Source organism: Luteibacter anthropi, assembly GCF_011759365.1.
Lineage (GTDB): Bacteria > Pseudomonadota > Gammaproteobacteria > Xanthomonadales > Rhodanobacteraceae > Luteibacter > Luteibacter anthropi.
The window spans coordinates 464986-488011 of the sequence record NZ_JAARLZ010000002.1; the positions used below are offsets into that span (position 1 = coordinate 464986).

Below are 23026 nucleotides of genomic sequence, written 5' to 3' on the forward strand. Positions count from 1 at the left end.
ATAAGCAAGGATACCTGAAAAGTACGCGCGGACGGCGCAGCCATGAGGCCGCGCCTTTACCCGCGGATCATCAGTTGGCGACGGGGGACGCCTTGCCGTCGCGGATGTCCACATGGAAACGGGCCACGTTGGCGCGACGGAAGCTCTCCAGCTGCACGGGCTCGCCATCGACGCTGACCTGCGCGCCCTGGGCATTGCCGATACGGACGTCGAGCGGGCTGTCGCTGCGGTAGGACTTCTGCGTGCCGGCCGGCAGGATGCCGTATTCCAGACGCGAGCCGTCGGCGGCGGTGACTTCGACCCAGCTGGCGGATGGCAGGTTCAGGCTAAGGCTGTGGGCGCCCTGCCCGTTTTCCGTGGCGGCGGGCTGGGCCGGTGCCACGGCGCTGGCCAACGGGGCCTTGGACGCATTGCCCAGCGGCGGGAACATGGCCATGGAGGCCAGGACCGGCTGCTGGTCTTCCACGTGCTGCTCCACCACCGGAGCGGCCGGCGCGACGGCCGTGGCCACGGCACTCGCCAGGGCAGCAGAGGTGCCAGCCGGCGCCGGGGCGTCCTGCTGGGCCACCGGGGTGGCATCCAGCGGAGCCAGGCGCGGCATGTCGCGGTCGAGCGTGCCACGCACACCCAGCCACACCATGGGCACCACGATCACGGCCGTGAGCACCACGTAGGTGGCTGCCGTGACATAGCGTTCGAGGAGGTAGCGCGAATGCGAGACGCCACCGGTGACAACCAGATCGGGCTGTCGCGGCGACAGGCGGGCGACCTCGGCCTGGATGGCGGCCTCGTCCACACCTACATGACGGCCGTATTTGCCGAGATAGCCGGCCAGGTAGACCTGGTAGTCGATGCCCGCGTAGTCCCCCGCCTCAAGCTGGCGAAGCAGGCGGGTGGGCAGGCGCAGAGCCTGGCCACAGGCGTCGATGGTGTAGCCGCGGGCTTCGCGAGCCGCCCGCAGGCGGCCGCCAAAGCTGCCTTCGGACACGTGATCGATCAACACGCGGCCGTTGTCTTCCGCACTGGCATGGTTCTGCGGTTCCACGGCGTCCTCCTTGGAAATAGATGGCTCGATGCCAGCGAACAGATCCTGTTCGCTCTCGTCACGCCCGGGCTGGTTCGAAGAAACTGAGGTCATTGACGTGCGGTGGCTTCGAGTGCGTGCGCGGGTTCCGAATCCGGGAACGTTTCGCGCAGGCGTTTGGCGTAATCCTGGGCACCCTCCCCGTTGCCCAGCCGGAGCTCGATGTCGTGACCGAGCTTCAATGCCTCCGGACTCGGTGCCCCGAGCGCCTCTAGGCGCTGCAGGAAGGCGCGAGCCCGGAATGCATCGTTCTTAAGGTACAACACGCGGGCCGTCTGAAACAGGGCATCCGCGTTGTTCGGATTGCGGGCAAGCGCTTTCCGGAAGTATTCCTCGGCCGAAACGTAGTCCCCGGACTGCATCTCGCAGGTGCCGGCATTGGACAGGGCGAGGTCAGGCGTTTCGTAGAAGGGGTCGGCCAGGGCCCTGTCGAAGTAGGGCTTGGCCTCGGCGGCGCGGTTCTGCTTGCACAGGAAGGCGGCCAGGTTGTTGTTGACCGAGCCCTTCTTCGGGTCGAACTCCACCGCCTTGCGATAGTGCAGCTCGGCATTGACCGGGTCGTTGATGCGCTCGTAGAGCACGGCAATCACGGTATGGGCCGGGACGTATTTCGGATCGAACTGGAGGGCTTTCTGGAGTTTCTCCATGGCGCCTTCCAGGTTGCCGTCCTGCATGTAGCGCTGGCCGAGCTCCGTGTGAACCTCGGCACCCTTGGCGCGGTTGTCGGCTGCCGTAGTGGGACGCAGTCCGGAGCCGTCGCCGGAACAACCGGCGCACGCCAGGACGAGCCCGACCAACAGCCCCCACCGCTCAAGCCGCATTCACCACTCCCTCTTCGAGCTTCTTGCGGAACTCCGCCTGACGGCGGGTACGGTCCACCACCTGGCCCTTCAGCTGGCCGCAGGCGGCATCGATGTCGTCGCCGCGGGTACGGCGCAGCATGGTCAGCACACCGGCGTTGAGCAGCTGGGTCTGGAAGGCCCGGATCTCGTCGGCGCCGGAACGCTCGAAACGCGCGCCCGGGAACGGGTTGAACGGAATGAGGTTGACCTTGTTGGCACCCGGCAGGCGGCGCATGAACTTCACAAGCTGGCGCGCGTGCTCGGGGCGGTCGTTCACGCCCTTCATGAGGGTGTATTCGAAGGTGATCGACGTACGCGGCGCGCGACGGATATAGCGCTCGCAGGCGGCCATGAGCTCGGCCAGCGGGTAGCGCTTGTTCAGCGGCACCAGCTCGGTACGCAGCTCGTCGTTGGCGGCGTGCAGCGACACGGCCAACGAGACGTCGCTCTCGGCCGAGAGCTTGTCGATCATGGGCACGAGGCCCGCCGTGGAGAGCGTGACGCGCTTGCTGGCCAGGCCGAAGCCCAGGTCGTCGCGCATCAGGCTCATGGCCTTGACCACGTTGTCGAAGTTCAGCAGCGGCTCGCCCATGCCCATCATCACCACGTTGGTGATGCGGCGCTTCTGGTGCGGCACGTTGCCGAGGTATTTGGCCGCCACCCACACCTGGCCGATGATCTCGGCGGTGGAGAGGTTGCGGGAGAAGCCCTGCGTTGCCGTGGAGCAGAACTGGCAGTTCAGGGCGCAGCCCACCTGCGAGGACACGCAGAGCGTGCCGCGGGTGGGCTCCGGGATGTACACGGTCTCGATGGCGTTGCCGCCATCCATGCCCAGCAGCCACTTGTGGGTGCCGTCGATCGCGCCCTTTTCGAACACGGTGGACGGCGGCCCGACGTAGCAGGTGGCCTCGAGCTTTTCGCGAAGGGCCTTGCCGACATCGGTCATCTTGCCGAAATCGCTTTCAAGTCGGTGGTAGATCCACTTCATGACCTGGTCGGCGCGATAGGGCTTCTCGCCCAGGCTGGCGAAGAAATCGCGCAGCCCCTGGCGATCGAAATCGAGAAGGTTGACCTTGTCGGCAGGCGTATTCACGGCATGACTCAGTGCGAGACGACTTCCGTGGAACGGAAGAAGTAGGCGATCTCGACCGCGGCGGTCTCGGCGGCATCGGAGCCGTGGACAGCGTTGGCGTCGATCGAATCGGCGAAGTCGGCGCGGATGGTGCCCGGCGCGGCGTCCTTCGGGTTGGTGGCGCCCATCAGGTCGCGGTTCTTGAGGATCGCGCCTTCGCCTTCCAGCACCTGGATGACGACCGGGCCCGAGATCATGAACTCGACGAGGGCGTTGAAGAACGGGCGCTCCTTGTGGACGGCGTAGAAGCCTTCGGCTTCGGCGCGGCTCAGCTGCTGCATGCGCTGGGCGACGACCTTGAGGCCGGCCTTCTCGAAACGGGCGACGATTTCACCGATGACGTTCTTCTTGACGGCGTCGGGCTTGATGATCGAAAGGGTGCGCTCCAGCGCCATGCGAATGCTCCGGGAAATGTGGACGATAGGTAAAAGACTACCGGGACGCCTGGCGACGCCCGGTGAAAGTTTGGAGCCAAAGCCGTCCGGAATGACGGACTTAGCTCACGAAATCTTGACAGATTCTAGCTGATTCGCAAGGGAAATGCAGTCATGTGCGGACGCAGATTGACCCTCGCGAGCAGCCGGGCGTATTCTCAAACAATCGTTTGATTCAAACCACCCTCCTTTGGAGTCTGCCGACATGACGAGCGCCCCCTACGCGTCCCGCGAACGCAGCACGAAGGAGCGCATCCTGGGCGCGGCCGAGGCACTGTTCGCCACCCATGGCTTCGCCGGGGCCTCGCTGCGCCAGGTCACGGCCGCCGCCCGGGTGAACCTTGCCGCCGTCAATTACCACTTCGGGTCCAAGGACAAGCTCATCGAAGAGGTGTTCCGGCGCCGGCTCGACGAACTGAACAGCCGCCGCATGGCGGCACTGAACCGGATCGCAGGCGACTCTGAGACCACGCTCGAGGATGTCCTCGACGCCTACATCCGCCCGGCGCTGGATCTCTCCCGCAACGATGGCGGCGGCGCGGCCTTCGTGCGCGTGCTCGCCCGGGCCTACGCCGAACACAACGAAACCCTGCGCCGCTTCCTGTCCGACAACTACGGCCACGTGCTGCGCCAGTTCGCCGGCGAATTCGCCCGCCTGCTGCCGGGGCTGGCCAAGGAAGAGATCTACTGGCGCCTCGATATCGTCACCGGGGCGCTCACTTACGCCATGGCCGACTTCGGCATCATCCAGCGCAAGAGCGACGTCGACGAGCACGCGCACCGCGAAGCCGCCGCCGACCATCTCATCCGCTTTGCCGCCGCCGGCATGCGCAACCCTTCCGTTTCGAACTCCCCGGTCAGCCGCTGACCGGCCACGCTCTTTCAAGCACCATCCGGAGAACACCATGACCGCAACACCGTTACGCATTCGCAAGGCCGCGGTACTCGGCGCCGGCGTCATGGGCGCGCAGATTGCCGCGCACCTGACGAACGCCAACGTGGAAACCGTGCTGTTCGACCTTCCCGCCAAGGAAGGCCCCAAGAGCGGCATCGCCCTCAAGGCCATTGCCAACCTCGCCAAGCTCTCGCCGGCCCCGCTCGCCGAGAAGTCGCTGGGCGCCGCCATCATCCCGGCCAACTACGAGGACGACCTCGCGGAGCTGGCCGACGTGGACCTCGTGATCGAGGCCATTGCCGAACGGATGGACTGGAAGCTCGATCTGTATACGAAGATCGCGCCGCACGTGTCCAAGACCGCCGTGCTGGCCAGCAACACTTCCGGCCTGTCGATCAACGGCCTGGCCGAAGCGCTGCCCGAAACGCTGCGCCACCGCTTCACCGGCGTGCACTTCTTCAATCCGCCGCGCTACATGCACCTGGTAGAGCTCATCCCCACCCGCCTCACCGACAGCGCCGTGCTCGAAGGCCTCGAAGCCTTCCTCACCACCACGCTCGGCAAGGGTGTTGTCTACGCCAAGGACACCCCGAACTTCATCGGCAACCGCATCGGCGTGTTCTCGATGCTGTCCACCATGTTCCACACCGAGCAGTTCGGCCTGGGCTTCGACACCGTCGACGCGCTGACCGGCCCGGCCATCGGCCGCCCGAAGAGCGCCACCTTCCGCACGGCGGACGTGGTGGGCCTGGACACGCTCGCCCACGTGGTCAAGACCATGGGCGACACCCTGCCCGACGACCCGTGGCACAAGTATTTCCAGCCGCCGGTGTGGCTGAAGGGCCTCATCGAGAAGGGCGCCATCGGCCAGAAGGTCGGTGCCGGTTTCTATCGCAAGGCGGGCAAGGACATCGTCGTCCTTGATCTGGCGAAGCAGGATTACCGTCCGTCGGAAGGCAAGGCCTCCGACGAGGTCGCCGCCATCCTCGCCATCAAGGATCCCTCGGAGAAGTTCGCGAAGCTGCGCGCTTCCTCCGATCCGCAGGCGCAGTTCCTGTGGGCCGTGTTCCGCGACCTCTTCCACTACACCTCCTACCACCTCGCCGACATCGCCGAGACGGCGCGTGACGTCGACTTCGCCATCCGCTGGGGCTACGGCTGGAAGCTCGGTCCGTTCGAGCTGTGGCAGGCCGCTGGCTGGCAGCAGGTGGCCGGCTGGATCGCCGAGGACATCGCCGCCGGCAAGACCATGAGCAGCGCTCCGCTGCCCGCCTGGGTCACCGATGGCCGCAACGGCGTGCATGGCAAGGGCGGCTCCTACTCCGCCAGTGCCAACGCCGAGAAGCCGCGCTCGTCGCACCCGGTGTACCAGCGCCAGCCGTTCCCCGATGCGATCCTGAGCGAGAAGTTCGACCAGGGCACCACCGTCTGGGAAAACGACGGCGTGCGCCTGTGGACCACGGGCGACGACATCGGCGTCATCTCGTTCAAGACCAAGATGCACACGGTCAACGACCAGGTGCTCGACGGCATCCAGCATGCCATCGGCCTCGCCGAGCAGCAGTTCCGCGGCGTGGTGCTGTGGCAGCCTTCCGAGCCGTTCTCGGCCGGCGCCGACCTCAAGGGCGCGCTGGGTCTCCTCCAGGCCGGCAGGCTCGCCGAGTTCGAGGCCATGGTGGCGAACTTTCAGGCCACCAGCATGCGCATCAAGTACTCGCTGGTGCCGGTGATTGCCGCCGTGCGCGGACTCGCCCTGGGCGGTGGCTGCGAATTCCAGATGCATTCGGCCCGCACCGTGGCGGCACTGGAAAGCTACATCGGCCTGGTCGAGGCCGGCGTGGGCCTGCTTCCGGCCGGTGGCGGCCTGAAGGAACTGGCCGTGCGCGCCGCCCAGCACAACCCGGAAGACCCGTTCGAATACCTGAAGAAGGTGTTCGAGACGGTCGCCATGGCGAAGGTCTCCACCAGCGCGCTCGAAGCCAAGACGCTCGGCCTGCTGCGCAAGGACGACATCGTGGTGTTCAACGCCTACGAACTGCTCCACGTCGCCAAGGCCCAGGCCCGCGCGATGGCCGAGTCCGGCTACCGCCCGCCGCTCCCGGCGCGCGCGATTCCGGCCGCAGGTGACACCAGCACAGCCACGTTCAAGGCCTCGCTGGCGAACCTCGCCGAGGGCTACTTCGCTTCGGCGCACGACATCGAGATCGCCAGCCGCATCGCCGACACGCTGTCGGGCGGCCGCATCGAGCGCGGTTCGCCGGTGGACGAAGAGTGGCTGCTCGCCCTCGAGCGCAAGCACTTCGTCGAACTGGCGCAGACCGAAAAGACCCAGGCCCGCATCGCCCACACGATGACGACGGGCAAGCCGCTGCGTAACTGACGCGCCACGCGCTCCTACGCAACCGACCTGCCCACTTAAAGGAATCACCTCCATGAGCAAGCAAGTGCAAGACGCCTACATCGTCGCCGCCACCCGCACCCCGGTAGGCAAGGCGCCGCGCGGCGTGTTCCGCAACACCCGTCCCGACGACCTGCTCGCCCACGTCATCCGTGCCGTGATGGAACAGGCCCCGGGCATCGACCCGGCCATGATCGGCGACGCCATCATCGGCTGCGCCATGCCGGAAGCCGAGCAAGGCATGAACGTGGCACGCATCGGCGTGCTGCTGGCCGGCCTGCCCGAGCAGGTGCCGGGCGTCACCATCAACCGCTTCTGCTCGTCGGGCGTGCAGGCCATCGCCATGGCCGCCGACCGCATCCGCCTGGGCGAAGCCGACCTGATGCTGGCCGGCGGCACCGAGACGATGAGCATGGTGCCGATGATGGGATACAAGGTGGCGATGAACCCCGCCATCTTCGAGAACGACGAAAACCGCGCCATCGCCTTCGGCATGGGCATCACCGCCGAGAAGGTGGCCGAGCGCTGGAAGGTCAGCCGCGAGGATCAGGACGCCTTCGCCCTGCAGTCGCACCAGCGTGCGCTGGCGGCCATCCAGGCCGGCGAGTTCAAGGATGAGATCACCCCGTTCCAGCTCGACGACCGCTACCCGGATCTCAAGAACCGCACGGTGAAGGAAGACCGCCGCATCATCTCCATCGATGAAGGCCCGCGCGCCGACACCTCGCTGGAAGTGCTCGGCAAGCTGCGACCGGTATTCCGCAACGGCCAGTTCGGCGGCTCGGTCACGGCGGGCAACTCCTCGCAGATGTCCGACGGCGCAGGCGCGCTGCTGCTGGCCAGCGAAAAGGCCATCAAGGACTACGGCCTCACCCCGATCGCCCGCTTCGTGGGCTTCTCGGTGGCGGGTGTGGCCCCGGACATCATGGGCATCGGTCCGAAGGAAGCGATTCCGAAGGCACTGAAGCAGACCGGCATCCGCCAGGACCAGCTCGACTGGATCGAACTCAACGAAGCCTTCGCGGCCCAGGCGCTCGCCGTCATCCGTGATCTCGGCCTCGATCCGTCCAAGGTGAATCCGCTGGGCGGCGCCATCGCCCTCGGTCACCCGCTGGGTGCCACGGGCGCCATCCGCGCCGCTACGCTGATCCACGGCCTGCGCCGTCGCAAGCAGAAGTACGGCATGGTGACGATGTGCATCGGCACCGGCATGGGTGCGGCAGGCGTCTTCGAAGCCCTGTAACCTTTTGTAGGAGCGCGCCTGCGCGCGACCGGTTTTCGCGCCACACCCGGTCGCGCGCAGGCGCGCTCCTACAAATGAGGGATTTCATGCACGGCATCCATACCATCGACACCGGCTTCGGCCGCCCTTCCTTCGACGCGGCCTATCTCGTCGTCGAACGCGGGCGCGGGGCCTTTATCGACAGCGGCACATCGCATTCCGTGCCACGGCTTCTCGATGCGGCCGACAAGGCCGGCCTGCAGCCCGCCGATATCGACTGGGTGATCCTCACCCATGTGCACCTGGATCACGCAGGCGGTGCGGGTGAGCTGATGCGGCACCTGCCGAATGCCAGGCTCGCAGTGCATCCGCGCGGCGCAAGACACATGATCGATCCGTCGATTCTGATTGCCGGTGCCACGGCCGTGTATGGCGAGGCAGCCATGCGCCGCGATTACGGCGATATCGTGCCGGTGCCCGAAGACCGCGTCGTGGAAGCTACCGACGGCTTCGTGGTGGACCTGGCTGGCCGCGCCCTGCTCTGCATCGACGCACCGGGCCACGCAAGGCACCACATTGCCATCCACGACGAACGCGCCAACGCGTTCTTCACCGGCGATGTCTTCGGCCTGTCCTATCGCGAACTGGATACGGCAAAAGGGCCGTTCATCCTGCCCACCACATCTCCCGTGCAGTTCGATCCCGACGAGGCGCATGCTTCCATCGATCGCATGCTCCGCTACAAGCCGGAAGCCATGTACCTCACCCATTACGGCCGCGTGGAAGACGTGCGCCGGCTGGCGACCAACCTGCACGAGCAGATCGACGCGATGGTGGCAATGGCGCGTCGTCATGCAGGGGATGCGGATCGGGAAGCGCTGATGGCGGAAGATTTCCGGGCGCTTTACGTGCGCCGCGCACTGGCGCATGGCGTGAGCCTGCCGCCGGAGGAGATCGCAAAGCTGCTGAAAATCGACATCCGGCTGAATGCGCAAGGCGTCGCTGTCTGGCTAGGCAAGCGCCAGCACTAAACCCAGTTGCCAATCCCCCTGTAGGAGCGCGCCTTGCGCGCGACAGGCCCGATGAAACGACAACGAAGGGGTTGGCCTTTTCCGCCATAGCCACGGTCGCGCGCAAGGCGCGCTCCTACAAGGGTGGCTAGCCCTCCAGGCGGGATTTCATCCAGTCGGCGAATTCGTATTTCCAGTACATGCCCTGCGCGGCGAGATAGCCGAAGGGCTTGTGCACCGGGTCGAGGCCGAATCCGGCGTAGGCATCCAGTTGCGAATCGCCCGAGGCAATGGCGTCTGCCAGTGCCTCGCCGGCAGCGCATGTGGGCGCCAGGCCATGACCGCCGAACGCCTGGGCATACCACAGGCCGTTACCATGCGTGCCGATCTGCGGCATCTCGTGGCGCGCATAACTCATAAGGCCCGACCACGCATGCTCTACCTTCACGCCCTTCAGCGACGGAAATACCTTGAGCAGATCCCGTGTAAGCAACCGCTGCACACCATGCGCCGAACGGTCGCGAATAGAGATGCGCCCGCCCCACAGCAGGCGGGTATCGTTGAGCGGCCGGTAATAGTCGAAGGCAAACCGCGTGTCATAGATCGCCGCGCGCGTCCGCAGGCATTCCGACAGGCGATTCCCCAGCGGCTCGGTCACCATCACATACGTGGCAATGGGCAGGATCGACCGATCGATACGGCGATCAAGGCCGGCCAGGTAACCGCCACAGGCCAGCACCACCTGAGGCGTTTCGATCTCGGCATCGCCCACGCGAAGCACCCAGCGCGCTCCGCGCCGCTCCAGCATCCGCACCCGCGAATGCTCGTGAATGGTGACACCCGCCGCCTCGGCCACGCGCGCCAGTCCCCGCGCATAGGCCAGCGGGTCGATATGCAGCGCGTTCCGCTCATACAGGCCGTCGTGATAGCGCTTGCTGTGCACGAACTCATGCATCGCACCGGCGGGAATCCACTGCCAGTCGACGTCGTAATGCTCCGCCAGCAACCGCTGCCTGTCGCGAAGCACGCGCCCGTCGCGGAACCAGTTCGCCCACACGACGCCTGCGTCCACCATGTCGCAATCGATGGACAGCGACACGATACGCTCACGGATCAGGTTCACGGCGTCCACGGTGCGGGCGTGCAGCGCCCTCGCCCGCTCCGCGCCGATGCGATCCAGTAGCGCCTGCTCGCCCAGCGAATAGCCCGCAAACACGAAGCCACCGTTGCGCCCGGACGCACCGAAGCCGATGGTTTTGGCTTCCAGCAGCACGACGTCGCGCACGCCTCGCGCTGCCAGGCCCAGCACCGTGTTCAGCCCGGCAAATCCCCCGCCCACGACGACCACCGCGGCTTCGCGCCGCCCCTGGGGGGCCGGGCGGGAGGCGGGTTCGGGGGCGCTGGCGTGGTACCACGACGCCATGGGGGTTCCATTGCAGGAGGGAGTTATCCTTGTACGACACGGACGTGCGCGCCGGAAGCCCCTTGCGCGAGGCCGGTCATACCGCCTACAGCCTCGCCCGCTCGCTGCGGCCGGCCCGGGAGTATCATCGGCGGACGTTTCCACGAAGCCGCCTGCATGAGCCTGCTACCACCCATCGACCTCAAGCGCTGGATCGACGAACACCGCGCCCTGCTCAAGCCTCCGGTCGGCAACAAGTGCATCGTGGATGGCGACTTCATCATCATGATCGTCGGCGGCCCCAATGCGCGCACCGACTATCACTACGATGAAGGCCCGGAATTCTTCTACCAGCTCGAAGGCGAGATGGTGCTGAAGGTGCAGGACAACGGCACGGCTCGCGATATTCCGATCCGTGCCGGCGAAATCTTCTACCTGCCCGCACGCGTGCCGCATTCGCCGCAACGCATGCCCGACTCCATCGGCCTGGTCGTCGAGCGCCGCCGTATTGCCGGTGAGCGCGACGGCCTGCTGTGGTTCTGCGAGAACTGCAATACGAAGCTATTTGAAGCGTATTTCGTGCTGGACAGCATCGAAAGCGATTTTCCGCCGGTATTCGAGCGCTTCTATCGCTCGCTCGAAGCCCGCACCTGCAAGCAGTGCGGCACCGTGCACCCCGCCCCCGCGAAATACGCCTGACTGTAGGAGCGTGCTTGCGCGCGACCAGGGGTTGCGAAAATCCCGGTCGCGCGCAAGGCGCGCTCCTACAACGCAGCTGCCCCTCCGCCGTCGCGCACTACCCCTTTTGGGTGGCGAGCCATTTACGAGCCATGCGGCGCAGCGACTCATCTGCCGTCACGTCGCCGGCAGTAGCTTTGATCGATCGCCATTCCAGCGCCAGCGATTCCTCGTTGGCCTCGAAAACCTCCGAGCCACGAGTCACCACGACGTAGCGCACGTCGAAGTGCCAGTGCTCCGGCTCGTGGCCGCGCTGCGGAATCCGGTGTGCGTCGATATCGAAGATGTCCGGCAGCACGGCGAGATCGCGCAACCCCGTCTCCTCTTCCGCCTCGCGCAAGGCGACATGCGCCAGATCTGCATCACCATCGGCATGCCCGCCCGGCTGCAGCCAGCGCTGCAGCTTGCGATGGTGCATCAGCAGCACGCGCTCGCCATCGGCGCTCACCAGCCAGGCGGAACCTGTGAAGTGACCTTCGAGGGTCTCACGGTGAAAAGGACGCTCTTTCGTGGCAAGCCAGTCGCTGAACCGCGAGGTATCGGGCTCGTCCGGCCAGCGTGAAGCGTAGTGATGGAAGGCCTGGGCCAGGGCATTAACTGACGTCATGACGGATATCGCTGAAATCCAGCCGCAAATATTCGCACGATTTTTCAGACTAGTCCGATATTCAGCGCCATGGCGTGCTCCCTAGGATGGAATCCGACACGCCACAAGGCGTATCGCCCCATCCAGCAGTCCGACTGCACCACGCAAGGAAACGCGAATGCCGCCTTCCCTCATTGCCCGCGCCGTGCCGGCGGGCGCCCTGGCGCTCGCCGTCGTTTCGGCTCCAGCGATCGCCTCCAGCACCGCCAACTTTACCGGCCCGCTGGTTACGCCGGCCGTCAACACCCTGCCGCAAGGGGTGTTCAACATCGAGCCCTATCTCATCCACTCCAACCTGCGCGGCAGCTACGACGACACGGGCGGCCGCCATACATCGCACCCGAAGTTCCGCCAGTGGCAGATCGCCGTGCCCATGACCTACGGCATCACGGATGCCTTTGGCATCCAGGTCACCCCCACCGCCGCACGCACCTCCGGTGGTGGTAGCCACACCGACGGCCTGCGCATCGGCGACACCAACGTTCGTCTGCAACAGCGCCTGCTGGGGCCAGCCGCCGACGGCACTGGCACCATTCTCGCCGTCGCCCTTGCGCGCAACATCACCTCCGGCAAGTACCACAGGCTCGACACCAATCCGCTCAATGGCACCGGCAGCGGCGCGGCTCGCACCGTGTTTACCGTGGGCGCACAGCGCCTCTACTGGCTCGACGACGGCCAGGCGCTGCGTTGGCGCAGCCAGGTGGCCTGGAGCCCTTCGCCCGACCGCATTCGCATACGCGATGCGAGCGTGTACGGTACCGGCGCCGGATTCCGCGGTCACGCCACGCCGGGCCAGATGTGGAACGCCACCCTGGCTGCCGAGTACGCACTGGATACCCGCTGGGTGCTCGTGGGCGAAGCCATCTGGAACCGGACCGGCACGGTGCGCGTGCGTGGCAGCGCGGGCAATGGAACGGCGGTGGATCGCCGCCTGCCGTTCGCCAGCTCGTTCAGTCTGGCGCCTGCGGTCGAATACCACTTCAACGCCAGCATCGGTCTTATCGCCGGTGTGCAGTTCACCGTGGCCGGGCGAAACGTTACCGATTACGTAGCGCCGCAGGCCGCCCTGAACATGGTTTTCTGAGCACCAACGAACATTCATGCACAACCGCCGCAAGTCATGGTCGCCGCGTCACCGCCTCGTGCAAGGCATTGGTATGCCTCGCATTGCAGCTTGTACCGCCAAGCCCCGCTGGGCTATGGTGCGGAGCCGACGCTCTGGGGCAGCGGCGTGCCCACCGTGCAAAACGCGGCGGTCCCAACAAAAAAAGCAATATTCCGGCTGTAGGGGAGACACATGCTGAAACACCTTTTTGCGACGCATCCGATCGAGGCGGCGCCGCACGTAGATGCTGGTGAACATATCGATACGGGTGCGCACGGAGGCGACCTCAAACGCGTGCTTACCGCGCGTCACCTCATCCTTCTCGGTATCGGCGCCGTCATCGGTGCGGGTATCTTCGTCATTACCGGACAGGCCGCCGCTCTGCATGCCGGCCCCGCCCTGGTCATCAGCTTCATCATCGCCGCCTTCGCCTGCGCCCTGGCCGGACTGTGCTACGCCGAGTTCGCCGCCATGCTTCCGGTCTCCGGTAGCGCCTACTCTTATTCTTATGCCACGCTCGGCGAGTTTGTCGCCTGGTTCGTCGGCTGGAACCTGGTCCTCGAATACCTCTTCGCCGCCGCCACCGTCGCCGCGGGCTGGTCGGGCTACGTCAACGAACTGCTGGGCCTTATCGGCCAGATGATCGGCAGCAACGTCACGCTGCCTGCCGAGCTGGCATCGGCCCCGTTCCAGTTCGTCAATGGCCACATCCAGGCCACCGGCACGCTCATCAACCTGCCTGCCGTGATCATCATCGCCGCGCTGTCCGGCCTGTGCTACGTCGGCATCACCCAGTCGGCCTTCGTCAACTCGATCATCGTGGCGATCAAGGTCACCGTGATCCTGCTGTTCCTGGCCTTCGCCATCCGCCTGGTCAATCCGGAAAACTGGCACCCGTTCATTCCGCCGCAGGAAGGTGAAGGCGTGTTCGGATGGAGTGGCATCTTCCGTGCCGCCACCATCGTGTTCTTCTCCTACGTGGGCTTCGACGCCGTGTCGACCGCCGCCGGTGAAGCGAAGAACCCGCAGCGCGACATGCCCATCGGCATTCTCGGCTCGCTGGCCATCTGCACGGTGCTGTACATCGCCGTGGCGCTGGTGCTCACCGGCATCGCCCCGTTCCGCATGCTGAACACGCCGGAGCCGGTCGCCACCGCGCTGGGCCTGTATCCGCAGCTCTCGTGGCTGAAGACCATCGTGGTGCTTGGCGCCATCACCGGCCTGTCGTCGGTGATCCTGGTCATGCTCATGGGCCTGCCGCGCATCTTCTTTTCCATGGCACGTGACGGCCTGCTGCCGCCGGTGCTGGCGAAGGTGCATCCGCGCTTCCGCACGCCGTACATCGGCTCGGTGATCGTCGGCGTGGCCGCGGCTGCCATGGCCGGCCTGTTCCCGGTGAGCGTGCTGGGCGAACTGGTATCCATGGGCACCCTGCTCGCCTTCGCCACGGTCTGCCTGGGCGTGCTGATCCTTCGCTACACCCGCCCGGATCTCAAGCGCAGCTTCCGCGTGCCGCTCGTGTGGCCCATCTGCATCCTCGGCGCCATCTCCTGCGTCTACCTGTTCTGGCAGGCCTTCGAGGAGCACTGGCGCCTCATGGTCGGCTGGATCGTCATCGGTCAGCTGATCTACTTCGGTTACGGCTACGCGCACAGCAAGCTGCGCAAGTCGCTGGGCTGAGGTCGCTCTTCCTGTCGGGGCCGGCGGAATCCGCCGGCCCCTCTCATTTGCCGGTATCCTTTGCCGCTTTTCTTAATTCAGGCCGTCCATGCTCGATCAGCTGCTCGCCAAGAAATCACCTCAAGCCGAACCCGACGACGCGCACGGCCCGGCCCTGCGACGCACCCTCGGTCCGTGGGGCCTCACCGCCCTCGGCATCGGTGCGGTGATCGGCGGCGGCATCTTCGTCATCACGGGCGTGGCGGCAGCCGAGCACGCCGGACCGGCGATCATCCTGTCCTTCGTCATCGCGGCGATCTGCAGCGTGTTCACCGCGCTGTGCTACGCAGAGTTTGCCTCGCTGATTCCCGTTTCGGGCAGCGCCTATTCCTATGCCTATGCCACGCTCGGTGAAGGGGCCGCCTGGTTCATCGGCTGGAACCTCATTCTCGAATACGGCGTATCCGCGTCCGCGGTGGCCGTGAGCTGGACGGGCTACTTCGTCAGCCTGCTCGACCATGTCGGCATCCACATCCCGCCCGCACTCACCAATGCGCCACTCGACTTCGTCGACGGCCATCTGGTAACCACCGGCGCGCTGTTCAACCTGCCTGCCGTCGGCATCACCCTCGCCCTCACCTGGCTCTGCTACGTGGGTATCCGCGAATCCGCCGGACTGAACATGGCGATGGTGCTGCTGAAGACCGCGCTCATCATCGTGGTGATCGTGGTCGGCGCCAGCCACATCGACACCTCGCACTGGCATCCGTTCATCCCCGAAAACCAGGGCGGTGACAAGTACGGCTGGCCGGGCATCCTGCGCGGCGCCTCCATGGTGTTCTTCGCCTATATCGGATTCGAAGCCACTTCCACGGCGGCTCAGGAATCCAAGAACCCACAGCGCGACATGCCTATCGGTACGCTGGCCTCGCTGGGTATCTGCACGGTGCTGTATATCGCCATGGCGGCGGTGCTTACCGGCCTCGTGCCGTTCAGCGAACTGGACACTGCCGAGCCGGTCGTCACCGCCATCCGCAACCATCCGGAACTGAGCTGGTTGCGTGGCATCGTGGAAGTCGGCGCACTCATCGGCCTGTCGTCGGTGGTGCTGGTGATGATCATCGCGCAGCCGCGCATCTTCATGATCATGGGCCGCGACGGTCTCATGCCGAAAGTGTTCACCACGATCCACCCGAAGTACCGCACGCCACACATCAACACCGTCATCACCGGACTTGGCATCGCACTGCTCGCTGCCGTGTTCCCGTTGAACCTGCTCGGTGACCTCACCTCGATGGGCACGCTCGTCGCGTTCTGCGCCGTGTGCATCGGTGTGTTGATCCTGCGACGCTCCGCACCCGATGTGCCGCGTTCGTTCCGCGTCCCGTTTGCGCCGATCACCTGCACGCTCGGTGTGCTGAGCTGCCTGTTCCTTCTTTACTCGATGGGTGTGCGCAACTGGGTGTTGATGGGTGTGTGGACGGTCGTCGGCATCATCGTCTACTTCGCTTACAGCTACCGCCACAGCCGCCTTCGCCAGCCCCGTTGAGGGCTGTTTCCGGGGCGTGACAACGATTTCGTTAAAATTCTGGAAAGTTATGGCAAGCAACTGATTTATCTAGCTAATAGATAAATTTTAGCCTGCCGTTTAACTGCCATTGGCCGGTCATGCTTCGAGGGGAGTATGATCCCCGTTCCGAGGGTAAATCACTTGGCAGTGGGCCCCGGATTGCCGCCCAGTGCGTCAGGCGGGTCAGCTCCTCGGCCTGGCGCGCTTGGGCTGCATTTTGATCGTCCCAACAGAAAGGCCAGCCTCGTCGGCTGGCCTTCATGTTTTTACCCGGACTGAATTCAGGCAACGTGGGTGTGCGACACGCACCAGCCCTTCGCGGCCACGGCCTTGCCGGGGAACAACTGGCACGGGCCCCAGGCACCACCGGTTTTACCCTGGTAAAAACTGCAATCGGCGCATGCGTCCGATCCCTTGCGGCCCTGCCCCTTGCTGGCATCTTCCACGTACTTCAGCGCCGAGGCGGTGGGGTCCGACGGCGACAGATGCGGCAGATCCTGCGCGCGGGCCAGGCGCGGAAGCGAGCCCAGAACCGTGGCGGCGGCTACGCTGCCCGCAGCCACCTTGAGGAAGCGACGGCGCCCCTCATTATTCGAATCGTGATGCGACATAAAGGAAAGAACCTCCATCGAAAATCCGCCGGTGTCCCTCCCACCGGTACCGGAACCGAATGCTACGCGTTCGGCGAAAACGGAGTGGTTCGCATTACCGACAGGCCGTCATGGGCGCCATGATATGCTGACAACCTTGTTTAGACGTCCAAATACCATGTCGAAGACCTTGTCCCACATCGATCCTGCCCTGCTGGCCCAGCGCGCCGACGCCATCGCGGATGCCGCGCGCGAACTGGCTGCGTTCGGCTGGACACCTGCCACCAGCAGCAACTTCTCCATGCGCCTCGCCGACGATCTGGCGGCGATCACGATCTCCGGCCGCGACAAGGGCCGGCTGGGTCGCGACGACATCATGGTGGTGGACATGGACGGCAAGGCCGTGGGCAGCGATTCGCGCCCTTCGGCGGAAACCGGCCTGCATACGCAGGTTTACAAGCGTTTTCCCGAGGCGAATGTGGTGCTGCACACGCATTCACGTACCCAGAGCGTGGCATCGCGGCTTTTCGCCAAAGAGGGTCTGATCCGGCTAGAAGGATGGGAGCTGCAGAAGGCAATCTCCGGATTCAGCACACATGAAAGCGTGCTGGAAATCCCTGTTTTCCCCAACACCCAGTACATGCCCGAGCTTGAGGCCCGGGTGGACGCATGGATCGACTCAGGCAAGCCGTTGTACGCCTACCTCATCAATGGACACGGTATCTACACCTGGGGCCGCGACATGCCCGAAACCCGCCGCCACCTCGAAGCCCTGGAATTCCTGCTGGGCTGTGAACTTGACCTGCGGAGACTTTCCCCATGAGCCGCCTGCGTATTTACGACGACAACAATAATAAGCCGCTCTCCATCCATACCGACCACGCCGATATCGCTGCCGAACTGAAGAAGGTCGGTGTCCGTTTCGAGCAGTGGGAAGCCAACAAGCCTATCGTGCCCGGCGCCAGCCAGGAGGAAGTGATCGCCGCTTATCGCGCCGACATCGACCGCCTGATGAACGAGAACGGCTATACCACCGTCGACGTCATCAGCCTGAAGCCAGACCACCCGGATCGCGCCGCCTTCCGCCAGAAGTTCCTGAACGAGCATTCGCACAGTGAAGACGAAGTGCGCTTCTTCGTCGCCGGTGCCGGCCAGTTCACCCTGCACATCAACGGCAAGGTGTACGAGGTGCTCTGCGAGAAGGGCGACCTCATCGGCGTGCCCGACAACACCACGCACTGGTTCGACATGAGCGAGTCGCCGTACTTCGTGGCGATCCGCCTGTTCACCAATGTCGAGGGCTGGGTGGCCAACTTCACCGGCTCCGACATCGCCGAGCAGTTCCCGCGCATGGATCCCCATCCGTCTGCGGCCCAGGCTTCGTAAAAGACAGCCCCTCGGCTATCCTGCGGGTCTTCCCCGACCCGCAGGCTTTCACCGCATGTCCGATATCCGCGCCGTCCTCACCGACATCGAGGGCACCACCAGCTCGATCGACTTCGTCAAGGACGTCCTCTTCCCCTACGCCCGCCAGCATCTGCCGGCTTTCGTCGAGACCCATGCCGACGATCCGGAAGTGCAGCACTGGCTTCACGAGGCGGCGAAAGAGGCTGGCATCGTCCAGGCGTCGCGCACCGAGATCATCGACCTGCTGATCCGCTGGATCGACGAAGACCGCAAGGCCACCCCGCTCAAGGCCCTCCAGGGCATGATCTGGCGCCAGGGCTACGAATCGAAGGCTTACGTCTCGCACATGTACCCGGAAGTGGCCGCCCGCCTGAAGGCGTGGCACGACCAGGGCCTGAAGCTCTACGTGTATTCGTCGGGTTCTGTGCCTGCGCAGAAGCTGATGTTCGGCTTCAGCGAGAATGGCGACCTCACGCAGCTGTTCTCCGGCTACTTCGACACCCAGACCGGCCACAAGCGCGAGGTGGAGTCCTACCGCCGCATCGCCGAGGCCATCGGCCTGCCCCCGGCGCAGGTCCTGTTCCTGTCCGACATCAAGGAAGAACTGGACGCCGCGCGTGCCGCCGGCATGCACACCACCCACCTCATCCGTCCGCCGCAGCCGCTGGTGGATGCCGGCCACCCCGCCGTCACCGACTTCGATGCCATCACACCCTGACCCCCGGCGCCGTACGCCGATCTACGTCCTGCTGGCCTTCGCCGCAGGCGTGCTGATCGCCGCCGGCGTCCTGCGCTACGGCTCGCAGCCGCCCACGGTGGCCCCGGGATCGGTCGCGCAGGCGCCTGCGCCCGCCGCTTCCACGGGGCCGGCACCGTCTACCAGCACGGACGAGCCGGCGCTGGACATCGACAACGGCGACTGGCCGGATAACGGACCCACGCCCGAGCAAGTCTTCACGGCGCAGCCGGAGATGGTGCGCAAGGCCGTGGCTGGCCTTGCACCGCGCACGCCGGGCCAGCCGAACATCTATGCCGTGGCCTTTGGCGGCGATGGGTCGGAAGATGTCTTCCGCAATGAGGTCGAATACCTCGACCAGTTGATGGGCCGTCGCTTCGACAGCCCGAAACACACGCTTGTGCTGGAGAACAACCCCGCCACGCTGAGCACCCGGCCGCTGGCGAGCTGGACCAACCTCGAAGCCGCACTGGATGGGCTGACCCGGGTCATGGACCCGCGCGAGGACATCCTGCTGGTCTACGTGGCCACGCATGGCGGCAGTGACCACACCCTGCTGGTGGACATGGACCCGATCCCGCTCGACCAGCTGGACCCGGACGGCCTGGCCGATATCCTGGCCAAGCGCCCGTTTCGCTGGAAGGTGGTGGTGGTCAACGCCTGCTATTCGGGCGGCTTCGTGCCGAAGCTTCAGGGTGCCGGAACACTGGTGCTTACCTCGGCGCGTACGGATCGCACGTCGTTCGGGTGCGGGGCCGATTCAGACATCACCTATTTCGGGCACGCCTGGCTGGCCGATGGGTTGAATGCCACGCCGGATTTCATCGATGCCTTCCACAAGGCAACCAGTGAGATCGCCGACTGGGAGAAGCGCGATCAGGTCGACCCGTCCGAACCGCAGATTGCCGTCGGCAAGGGCATCGAGGACAAGCTGGCCGCGTGGCGCAAGGTGGCCCATATCGGGCCGATAGTGCCGTTCGCCCCGGCGAAGTAACGAACAACGCGATAACCCCTCCCATGTAGGAGCGCGCCTTGCGCGCGACCCGGGAAGTTCGGCCACACCCGGTCGCGCGCAGGCGCGCTCCTACAGGGGGGGTTAGATCTGGGGGGTCAGGGAGAACGGGTCGGCGTCCATCCAGGCCGGGAAGCGCTCGCGGTGGGCCAGTAGCGGGGCCGGGTCGAGGGTGACCGTGACTACCTGTTCCTGCGGGCCCAGTTCCACCAGCGGCTCGCCTACCGCATCGATGATGGCGCTGTCGCCCGAATACGGATGGTTGTTGCCATCCGTGCCCACGCGATTCACGCCGATCACATAGGAGAGGTTCTCGATGGCGCGGGCGCGCAGCAACGTGCGCCAGGGCTGGCGGCGCGGCGACGGCCAGTTGGCCACGAACAGGGCCAGGTCGTAGTCCATGCCGCCGGCGGCGTCTTCCTTGCGGCCGTTGCGCAGCCACACGGGGAAGCGCAGGTCGTAGCAGACCTGCGGCAGGATGCGCCAACCCTTCAGTTCGACGATGAGACGCTCGCTGCCGCCACCGTAACGAGTGTGCTCGCCCGCCATGCGGAACAGGTGGCGCTTGTCGTACCAGGCAAGGCTGCCATCGGGCGACGCCCACACCAGCCGGTTGTAGACGGTGTCGCCATCCTTGATGACAAGGCTGCCCGTCAGCGTGGCACCTACCTCGGTCGCCAGCGCACGGAACCAGGCAATACCTTCGCCGTCCATGGTTTCCGCATTGCCCAACGTGTCGTTGGTGAAGCCCGAGAGGAAGGTCTCGGGCAGCACGATGAGGTCGCTCCCGGGGGCGCTGCGCACGAGACGCCCGTAGTACTCGCGATTGCCCGGTGCGTCGTGCCAGAGCGTGGCGCCCTGGATGAGGGAAACGGTCAGAGTTTGCACAGGAGCTCCGCGGCGGCTTCCATGGTGGCGTCGTTCTTGGCGAAGCACAGGCGGACCAGGCGGGTATCCGGCGCGGTCTCGTAGAACGGGCTGAGTGGGATTGCGGCCACGCCGCCTTCGCGCACCAGCCACTCGCTGAAATTGATGTCGTCGACATCGCGGATGGCGCTGTAATCCACCAGCTGGAAGTAACCACCCGGCACGTCGAGCAGCTTCAGGCGCGACGGCGCCAGAAGTTCACGGAAGCGATCGCGCTTGGCCTGGTAGAACGCCGGCAGGTCGAGGTAGTGCCCGGGCGAGGATTCGAGGAATTCCGCGAACGCCCACTGTGCCGGATTGAAGGTGCAGAAGGTGAGGTACTGGTGCACCTTGCGGAACTCGGCGGTGAGCGCCTTCGGCGCCACGGCGTAGCCGACCTTCCAGCCCGTGCAGTGATATGTCTTGCCGAACGACGACACCACGAAGCTGCGTGCCGCCAGCTCTTCATGACGAAGCACGCTCTGGTGCTCGGCGCCGTCGAACACGATGTGTTCGTACACCTCGTCGGACAGCACCACGATGTTCGTGTTGCGCACGATGGCGGCCAGTTCGTCGAGATCGGCACGGCTGAGCACGGCGCCCGACGGATTGTGCGGCGAGTTGATCAGGATGACGCGGGTCTTCGGCGTGACCGCATCGCGTACGCGCTGCCAGTCGATGGCGAAGGACGGCAGCGTAAGCGGGATATGCACCGCCGTGGCGCCCTGCAATTCGATGGCCGGCTCGTAGCTGTCGTAGCACGGGTCGAACACGATGACTTCGTCGCCTGCACGCACTACGGCGGCGATGGCCGAGAACAGCGCCTCGGTGGCACCGGAGGTGACGGTGACCTCGGTATCGGGGCTGACGCGGTGACCGTAGAGGCGCTCCGTTTTCAGTGCGATCTGCTCGCGCAGCTTCGCGATGCCGACGCCGGGGGCGTACTGGTTCTTGCCTTCGGCCATGGCGCGCGTGATGGCTTCACACAAGGCTTCGGGCGGCTCGAAATCCGGGAAGCCCTGGCCCAGGTTGACTGCCTTATGCTCCAGCGCGAGCTGGCTCATGACGCTGAAAATGGTCGTGCCGACCTTGGGGAGCTTGGTTTCGAGCTGCATCGAACGCCTTCATTCGTTTGGACGGCCAAATGCCGCCGGATACTCCGATCCTAACATGCGGGCCAGATGAATCGCGCCCGCCTCCGACGGCTCGCGGCCCAGGCGCTCGCAGTCCTTGTGGAACTCGGCCTGCGCCTTGGGCAGCCGCTCGGCCAGGAAGTCGACGAAGCTGCGCACGGCGGGCAGCAGGCCACGACGGCTGGGGTAAACGAAGTGCAACGTGCCCTGTGCCGTGGTGTATTCAGGCAGCACCCATTCCAGGGCGCCATTGGCGATCATCGGCGCACAGTAATTCTCAGGCACCAGCGCCACGCCGCAGCACTGCACGGCGGCGGAAATCAGTACGGAGAAGTCGCCACTGACAAGGCGCGGCTTCACCTCGACGGCGGCCTTGCGACCGGTGGCATCCACGAGCTCCCACACCTGCGCGCCTTCGTGCTCGTACATGGACAACGCGGGAAGCAGCGCAAGTTCTTCCAGGGTCTTGGGACGCCCGTTGCTGTCGAGGAACTTCGGGCTGGCGACAAGCAGGTTGCGTGCATAGCCGATGCTGCGCAACACCAGCGTGGCATCGGTATCGAGCTTCTCGCGGACACGGATAGCCACGTCATAACCTTCACCGATCAGGTCCACGCGGCGGTTGGTGGCCGTCACACGGATCTGCACCTTCGGATGCTCAAGCATGAAGGCCGGCAGCATCGGGCCGAGCACATTCTGCGCCAGGGGAATCGGGCAGCTCACACGCACCACGCCGCGCGGCTCGGTGCGCAATTCGTCTACGGCATCCTGCGCCGCCCTCGCCTCCTCGAGTACCGCCCGGCAGTGCGCGTAGAAGCGCTCGCCGATTTCGGTGACCACGAAACGACGGGTGGTGCGCTGGAGCAGGCGTACGCCCAGGCGGTCTTCCAGCTGGGCGATGCGCTTGGACAGGCGCGACTTGGGGACGCCCAGGGCGCGCCCGGCTGCGGAGAATCCGCCGTGCTCGACGACGGAAGCGAAGAAGTACAGGTCGTTCAGGTCCTGGAGTGCGCCTTCCATCGAAATCATCCGTCGTTTCTGTCTGGAAACAATGAGTCTACCGCAACCCGACTAATCACGGCATTGTTGCCGGCGTATCGTTCCT

22 protein-coding genes are annotated in these 23026 nt (G+C 65.2%); 12 read left to right on the top strand and 10 right to left on the bottom strand.

Annotated features, from left to right (window positions below; translation table 11 throughout):
• Nucleotides 1-70 precede the first annotated feature (70 nt).
• Genes HBF25_RS04640 through ndk form a run of 4 tightly spaced genes read right to left on the bottom strand, consistent with a single transcriptional unit; the run spans nucleotide 71 to nucleotide 3453 of the window.
• A complete protein-coding gene (locus HBF25_RS04640) occupies nucleotides 71-1138 on the bottom strand; it encodes a helix-turn-helix domain-containing protein (RefSeq protein WP_166946767.1) in 1068 nt (355 codons plus the stop codon).
• Nucleotides 1135-1905: a type IV pilus biogenesis/stability protein PilW gene (pilW, locus tag HBF25_RS04645; RefSeq protein WP_166946768.1), complete on the bottom strand. Its 771-nt coding sequence runs from the start codon at nucleotides 1903-1905 to the stop codon at nucleotides 1135-1137. The genes HBF25_RS04640 and pilW overlap by 4 nt, the downstream gene beginning before the upstream one ends.
• Nucleotides 1895-3031 carry a dual-specificity RNA methyltransferase RlmN gene (rlmN, locus tag HBF25_RS04650; RefSeq protein ID WP_166946932.1) on the bottom strand — a complete coding sequence of 379 codons (1137 nt, stop codon included), beginning with the start codon at nucleotides 3029-3031 and terminating at the stop codon, nucleotides 1895-1897. Before rlmN ends, pilW begins: the two co-directional genes overlap by 11 nt.
• The gene (gene ndk, locus HBF25_RS04655; protein ID WP_166946769.1) at nucleotides 3028-3453 is read right to left on the bottom strand and encodes a nucleoside-diphosphate kinase; all 426 of its coding nucleotides are present in this window, start codon (nucleotides 3451-3453) and stop codon (nucleotides 3028-3030) included. The genes rlmN and ndk overlap by 4 nt, the downstream gene beginning before the upstream one ends.
• A 244-nt stretch (nucleotides 3454-3697) precedes the next feature.
• Here ndk and HBF25_RS04660 point away from each other — a divergent pair, with 244 nt between their 5' ends.
• From HBF25_RS04660 to HBF25_RS04675, 4 genes are all read left to right on the top strand, one after another.
• Nucleotides 3698-4360 carry a TetR/AcrR family transcriptional regulator gene (locus HBF25_RS04660; protein WP_166946770.1) on the top strand — a complete coding sequence of 221 codons (663 nt, stop codon included), beginning with the start codon at nucleotides 3698-3700 and terminating at the stop codon, nucleotides 4358-4360.
• A 37-nt stretch (nucleotides 4361-4397) separates the two neighbouring features.
• Nucleotides 4398-6767: a 3-hydroxyacyl-CoA dehydrogenase/enoyl-CoA hydratase family protein gene (locus HBF25_RS04665; protein ID WP_166946771.1), complete on the top strand. Its 2370-nt coding sequence runs from the start codon at nucleotides 4398-4400 to the stop codon at nucleotides 6765-6767.
• Nucleotides 6768-6819: 52 nt separating this feature from the next.
• Nucleotides 6820-8028: an acetyl-CoA C-acyltransferase gene (locus HBF25_RS04670; protein ID WP_166946772.1), complete on the top strand. Its 1209-nt coding sequence runs from the start codon at nucleotides 6820-6822 to the stop codon at nucleotides 8026-8028.
• An 86-nt stretch (nucleotides 8029-8114) separates the two neighbouring features.
• Nucleotides 8115-9038 carry an MBL fold metallo-hydrolase gene (locus HBF25_RS04675; protein WP_243853039.1) on the top strand — a complete coding sequence of 308 codons (924 nt, stop codon included), beginning with the start codon at nucleotides 8115-8117 and terminating at the stop codon, nucleotides 9036-9038.
• Between the two features lie 127 nt (nucleotides 9039-9165).
• Here the strand turns inward: HBF25_RS04675 and HBF25_RS04680 are convergent, their stop codons facing one another.
• Entirely contained in the window at nucleotides 9166-10440 is a 1275-nt protein-coding gene (locus HBF25_RS04680) for an NAD(P)/FAD-dependent oxidoreductase (protein WP_166946774.1), read from the bottom strand.
• Between the two features lie 156 nt (nucleotides 10441-10596).
• Here HBF25_RS04680 and HBF25_RS04685 point away from each other — a divergent pair, with 156 nt between their 5' ends.
• A complete protein-coding gene (locus HBF25_RS04685; RefSeq protein WP_166946775.1) occupies nucleotides 10597-11118 on the top strand; it encodes a 3-hydroxyanthranilate 3,4-dioxygenase in 522 nt (173 codons plus the stop codon).
• Nucleotides 11119-11215: 97 nt separating this feature from the next.
• Here HBF25_RS04685 and HBF25_RS04690 read toward each other — a convergent pair whose 3' ends face one another.
• Entirely contained in the window at nucleotides 11216-11764 is a 549-nt protein-coding gene (locus HBF25_RS04690; protein ID WP_166946776.1) for an NUDIX hydrolase, read from the bottom strand.
• 157 nt (nucleotides 11765-11921) lie between these two features.
• Here HBF25_RS04690 and HBF25_RS04695 point away from each other — a divergent pair, with 157 nt between their 5' ends.
• From HBF25_RS04695 to HBF25_RS04705, 3 genes are all read left to right on the top strand, one after another.
• Nucleotides 11922-12887: a hypothetical protein gene (locus HBF25_RS04695; protein WP_166946777.1), complete on the top strand. Its 966-nt coding sequence runs from the start codon at nucleotides 11922-11924 to the stop codon at nucleotides 12885-12887.
• Between the two features lie 213 nt (nucleotides 12888-13100).
• Nucleotides 13101-14588 (top strand): amino acid permease, encoded by a 1488-nt coding sequence (locus HBF25_RS04700; protein WP_166946778.1) that lies wholly within the window; start codon nucleotides 13101-13103, stop codon nucleotides 14586-14588.
• 88 nt (nucleotides 14589-14676) lie between these two features.
• Nucleotides 14677-16116: an amino acid permease gene (locus HBF25_RS04705; protein ID WP_166946779.1), complete on the top strand. Its 1440-nt coding sequence runs from the start codon at nucleotides 14677-14679 to the stop codon at nucleotides 16114-16116.
• Nucleotides 16117-16418: 302 nt separating this feature from the next.
• On the opposite strand, the gene HBF25_RS04710 is transcribed toward HBF25_RS04705, so the two are convergent.
• A complete protein-coding gene (locus HBF25_RS04710) occupies nucleotides 16419-16748 on the bottom strand; it encodes a high-potential iron-sulfur protein (protein WP_166946780.1) in 330 nt (109 codons plus the stop codon).
• 157 nt (nucleotides 16749-16905) lie between these two features.
• Between HBF25_RS04710 and HBF25_RS04715 the strand changes: the two genes are divergently transcribed.
• Genes HBF25_RS04715 through HBF25_RS04730 form a run of 4 tightly spaced genes read left to right on the top strand, consistent with a single transcriptional unit; the run spans nucleotide 16906 to nucleotide 19864 of the window.
• Nucleotides 16906-17550, top strand: a complete 645-nt coding sequence (locus HBF25_RS04715; protein WP_166946781.1) for a methylthioribulose 1-phosphate dehydratase — start codon at nucleotides 16906-16908, stop codon at nucleotides 17548-17550.
• Nucleotides 17547-18113 (top strand): 1,2-dihydroxy-3-keto-5-methylthiopentene dioxygenase, encoded by a 567-nt coding sequence (locus tag HBF25_RS04720; RefSeq protein ID WP_166946782.1) that lies wholly within the window; start codon nucleotides 17547-17549, stop codon nucleotides 18111-18113. Before HBF25_RS04715 ends, HBF25_RS04720 begins: the two co-directional genes overlap by 4 nt.
• A 55-nt stretch (nucleotides 18114-18168) precedes the next feature.
• Nucleotides 18169-18852 carry an acireductone synthase gene (gene mtnC / locus HBF25_RS04725; protein ID WP_166946783.1) on the top strand — a complete coding sequence of 228 codons (684 nt, stop codon included), beginning with the start codon at nucleotides 18169-18171 and terminating at the stop codon, nucleotides 18850-18852.
• A complete protein-coding gene (locus tag HBF25_RS04730) occupies nucleotides 18836-19864 on the top strand; it encodes a C13 family peptidase (protein ID WP_166946784.1) in 1029 nt (342 codons plus the stop codon). Before mtnC ends, HBF25_RS04730 begins: the two co-directional genes overlap by 17 nt.
• 102 nt (nucleotides 19865-19966) lie before the next feature.
• Here the strand turns inward: HBF25_RS04730 and HBF25_RS04735 are convergent, their stop codons facing one another.
• From HBF25_RS04735 to HBF25_RS04745, 3 genes are read right to left on the bottom strand one after another with little or no spacing between them, the layout of a single operon-like run.
• Nucleotides 19967-20770, bottom strand: coding sequence for an amidohydrolase (locus HBF25_RS04735; RefSeq protein WP_166946785.1), 804 nt, complete (start codon nucleotides 20768-20770; stop codon nucleotides 19967-19969).
• On the bottom strand, nucleotides 20758-21903 hold the full coding sequence (locus tag HBF25_RS04740; RefSeq protein ID WP_166946786.1) for a pyridoxal phosphate-dependent aminotransferase: 1146 nt from the start codon (nucleotides 21901-21903) through the stop codon (nucleotides 20758-20760). Before HBF25_RS04740 ends, HBF25_RS04735 begins: the two co-directional genes overlap by 13 nt.
• 9 nt (nucleotides 21904-21912) lie before the next feature.
• On the bottom strand, nucleotides 21913-22950 hold the full coding sequence (locus HBF25_RS04745; RefSeq protein WP_166946787.1) for a LysR substrate-binding domain-containing protein: 1038 nt from the start codon (nucleotides 22948-22950) through the stop codon (nucleotides 21913-21915).
• Nucleotides 22951-23026 lie beyond the last annotated feature (76 nt).

Excerpts from the sequence above, each read along its gene's own strand:
- pilW (WP_166946768.1), bottom strand. The coding sequence starts at position 1,905 with ATGCGGCTTGAGCGGTGGGGGCTGTTGGTCGGGCTCGTCCTGGCGTGC.
- HBF25_RS04670 (WP_166946772.1), top strand. The coding sequence starts at position 6,820 with ATGAGCAAGCAAGTGCAAGACGCCTACATCGTCGCCGCCACCCGCACC.
- HBF25_RS04715 (WP_166946781.1), top strand. The coding sequence starts at position 16,906 with ATGTCGAAGACCTTGTCCCACATCGATCCTGCCCTGCTGGCCCAGCGC.
- HBF25_RS04680 (WP_166946774.1), bottom strand. The coding sequence starts at position 10,440 with ATGGCGTCGTGGTACCACGCCAGCGCCCCCGAACCCGCCTCCCGCCCG.
- HBF25_RS04730 (WP_166946784.1), top strand. The coding sequence starts at position 18,836 with ATGCCATCACACCCTGACCCCCGGCGCCGTACGCCGATCTACGTCCTG.
- HBF25_RS04740 (WP_166946786.1), bottom strand. The coding sequence starts at position 21,903 with ATGCAGCTCGAAACCAAGCTCCCCAAGGTCGGCACGACCATTTTCAGC.
- HBF25_RS04690 (WP_166946776.1), bottom strand. The coding sequence starts at position 11,764 with ATGACGTCAGTTAATGCCCTGGCCCAGGCCTTCCATCACTACGCTTCA.
- HBF25_RS04700 (WP_166946778.1), top strand. The coding sequence starts at position 13,101 with ATGCTGAAACACCTTTTTGCGACGCATCCGATCGAGGCGGCGCCGCAC.
- HBF25_RS04720 (WP_166946782.1), top strand. The coding sequence starts at position 17,547 with ATGAGCCGCCTGCGTATTTACGACGACAACAATAATAAGCCGCTCTCC.
- HBF25_RS04675 (WP_243853039.1), top strand. The coding sequence starts at position 8,115 with ATGCACGGCATCCATACCATCGACACCGGCTTCGGCCGCCCTTCCTTC.
- HBF25_RS04660 (WP_166946770.1), top strand. The coding sequence starts at position 3,698 with ATGACGAGCGCCCCCTACGCGTCCCGCGAACGCAGCACGAAGGAGCGC.
- HBF25_RS04665 (WP_166946771.1), top strand. The coding sequence starts at position 4,398 with ATGACCGCAACACCGTTACGCATTCGCAAGGCCGCGGTACTCGGCGCC.
- mtnC (WP_166946783.1), top strand. The coding sequence starts at position 18,169 with ATGTCCGATATCCGCGCCGTCCTCACCGACATCGAGGGCACCACCAGC.
- HBF25_RS04685 (WP_166946775.1), top strand. The coding sequence starts at position 10,597 with ATGAGCCTGCTACCACCCATCGACCTCAAGCGCTGGATCGACGAACAC.
- HBF25_RS04695 (WP_166946777.1), top strand. The coding sequence starts at position 11,922 with ATGCCGCCTTCCCTCATTGCCCGCGCCGTGCCGGCGGGCGCCCTGGCG.
- HBF25_RS04745 (WP_166946787.1), bottom strand. The coding sequence starts at position 22,950 with ATGATTTCGATGGAAGGCGCACTCCAGGACCTGAACGACCTGTACTTC.
- HBF25_RS04705 (WP_166946779.1), top strand. The coding sequence starts at position 14,677 with ATGCTCGATCAGCTGCTCGCCAAGAAATCACCTCAAGCCGAACCCGAC.
- HBF25_RS04640 (WP_166946767.1), bottom strand. The coding sequence starts at position 1,138 with ATGACCTCAGTTTCTTCGAACCAGCCCGGGCGTGACGAGAGCGAACAG.
- HBF25_RS04710 (WP_166946780.1), bottom strand. The coding sequence starts at position 16,748 with ATGTCGCATCACGATTCGAATAATGAGGGGCGCCGTCGCTTCCTCAAG.
- ndk (WP_166946769.1), bottom strand. The coding sequence starts at position 3,453 with ATGGCGCTGGAGCGCACCCTTTCGATCATCAAGCCCGACGCCGTCAAG.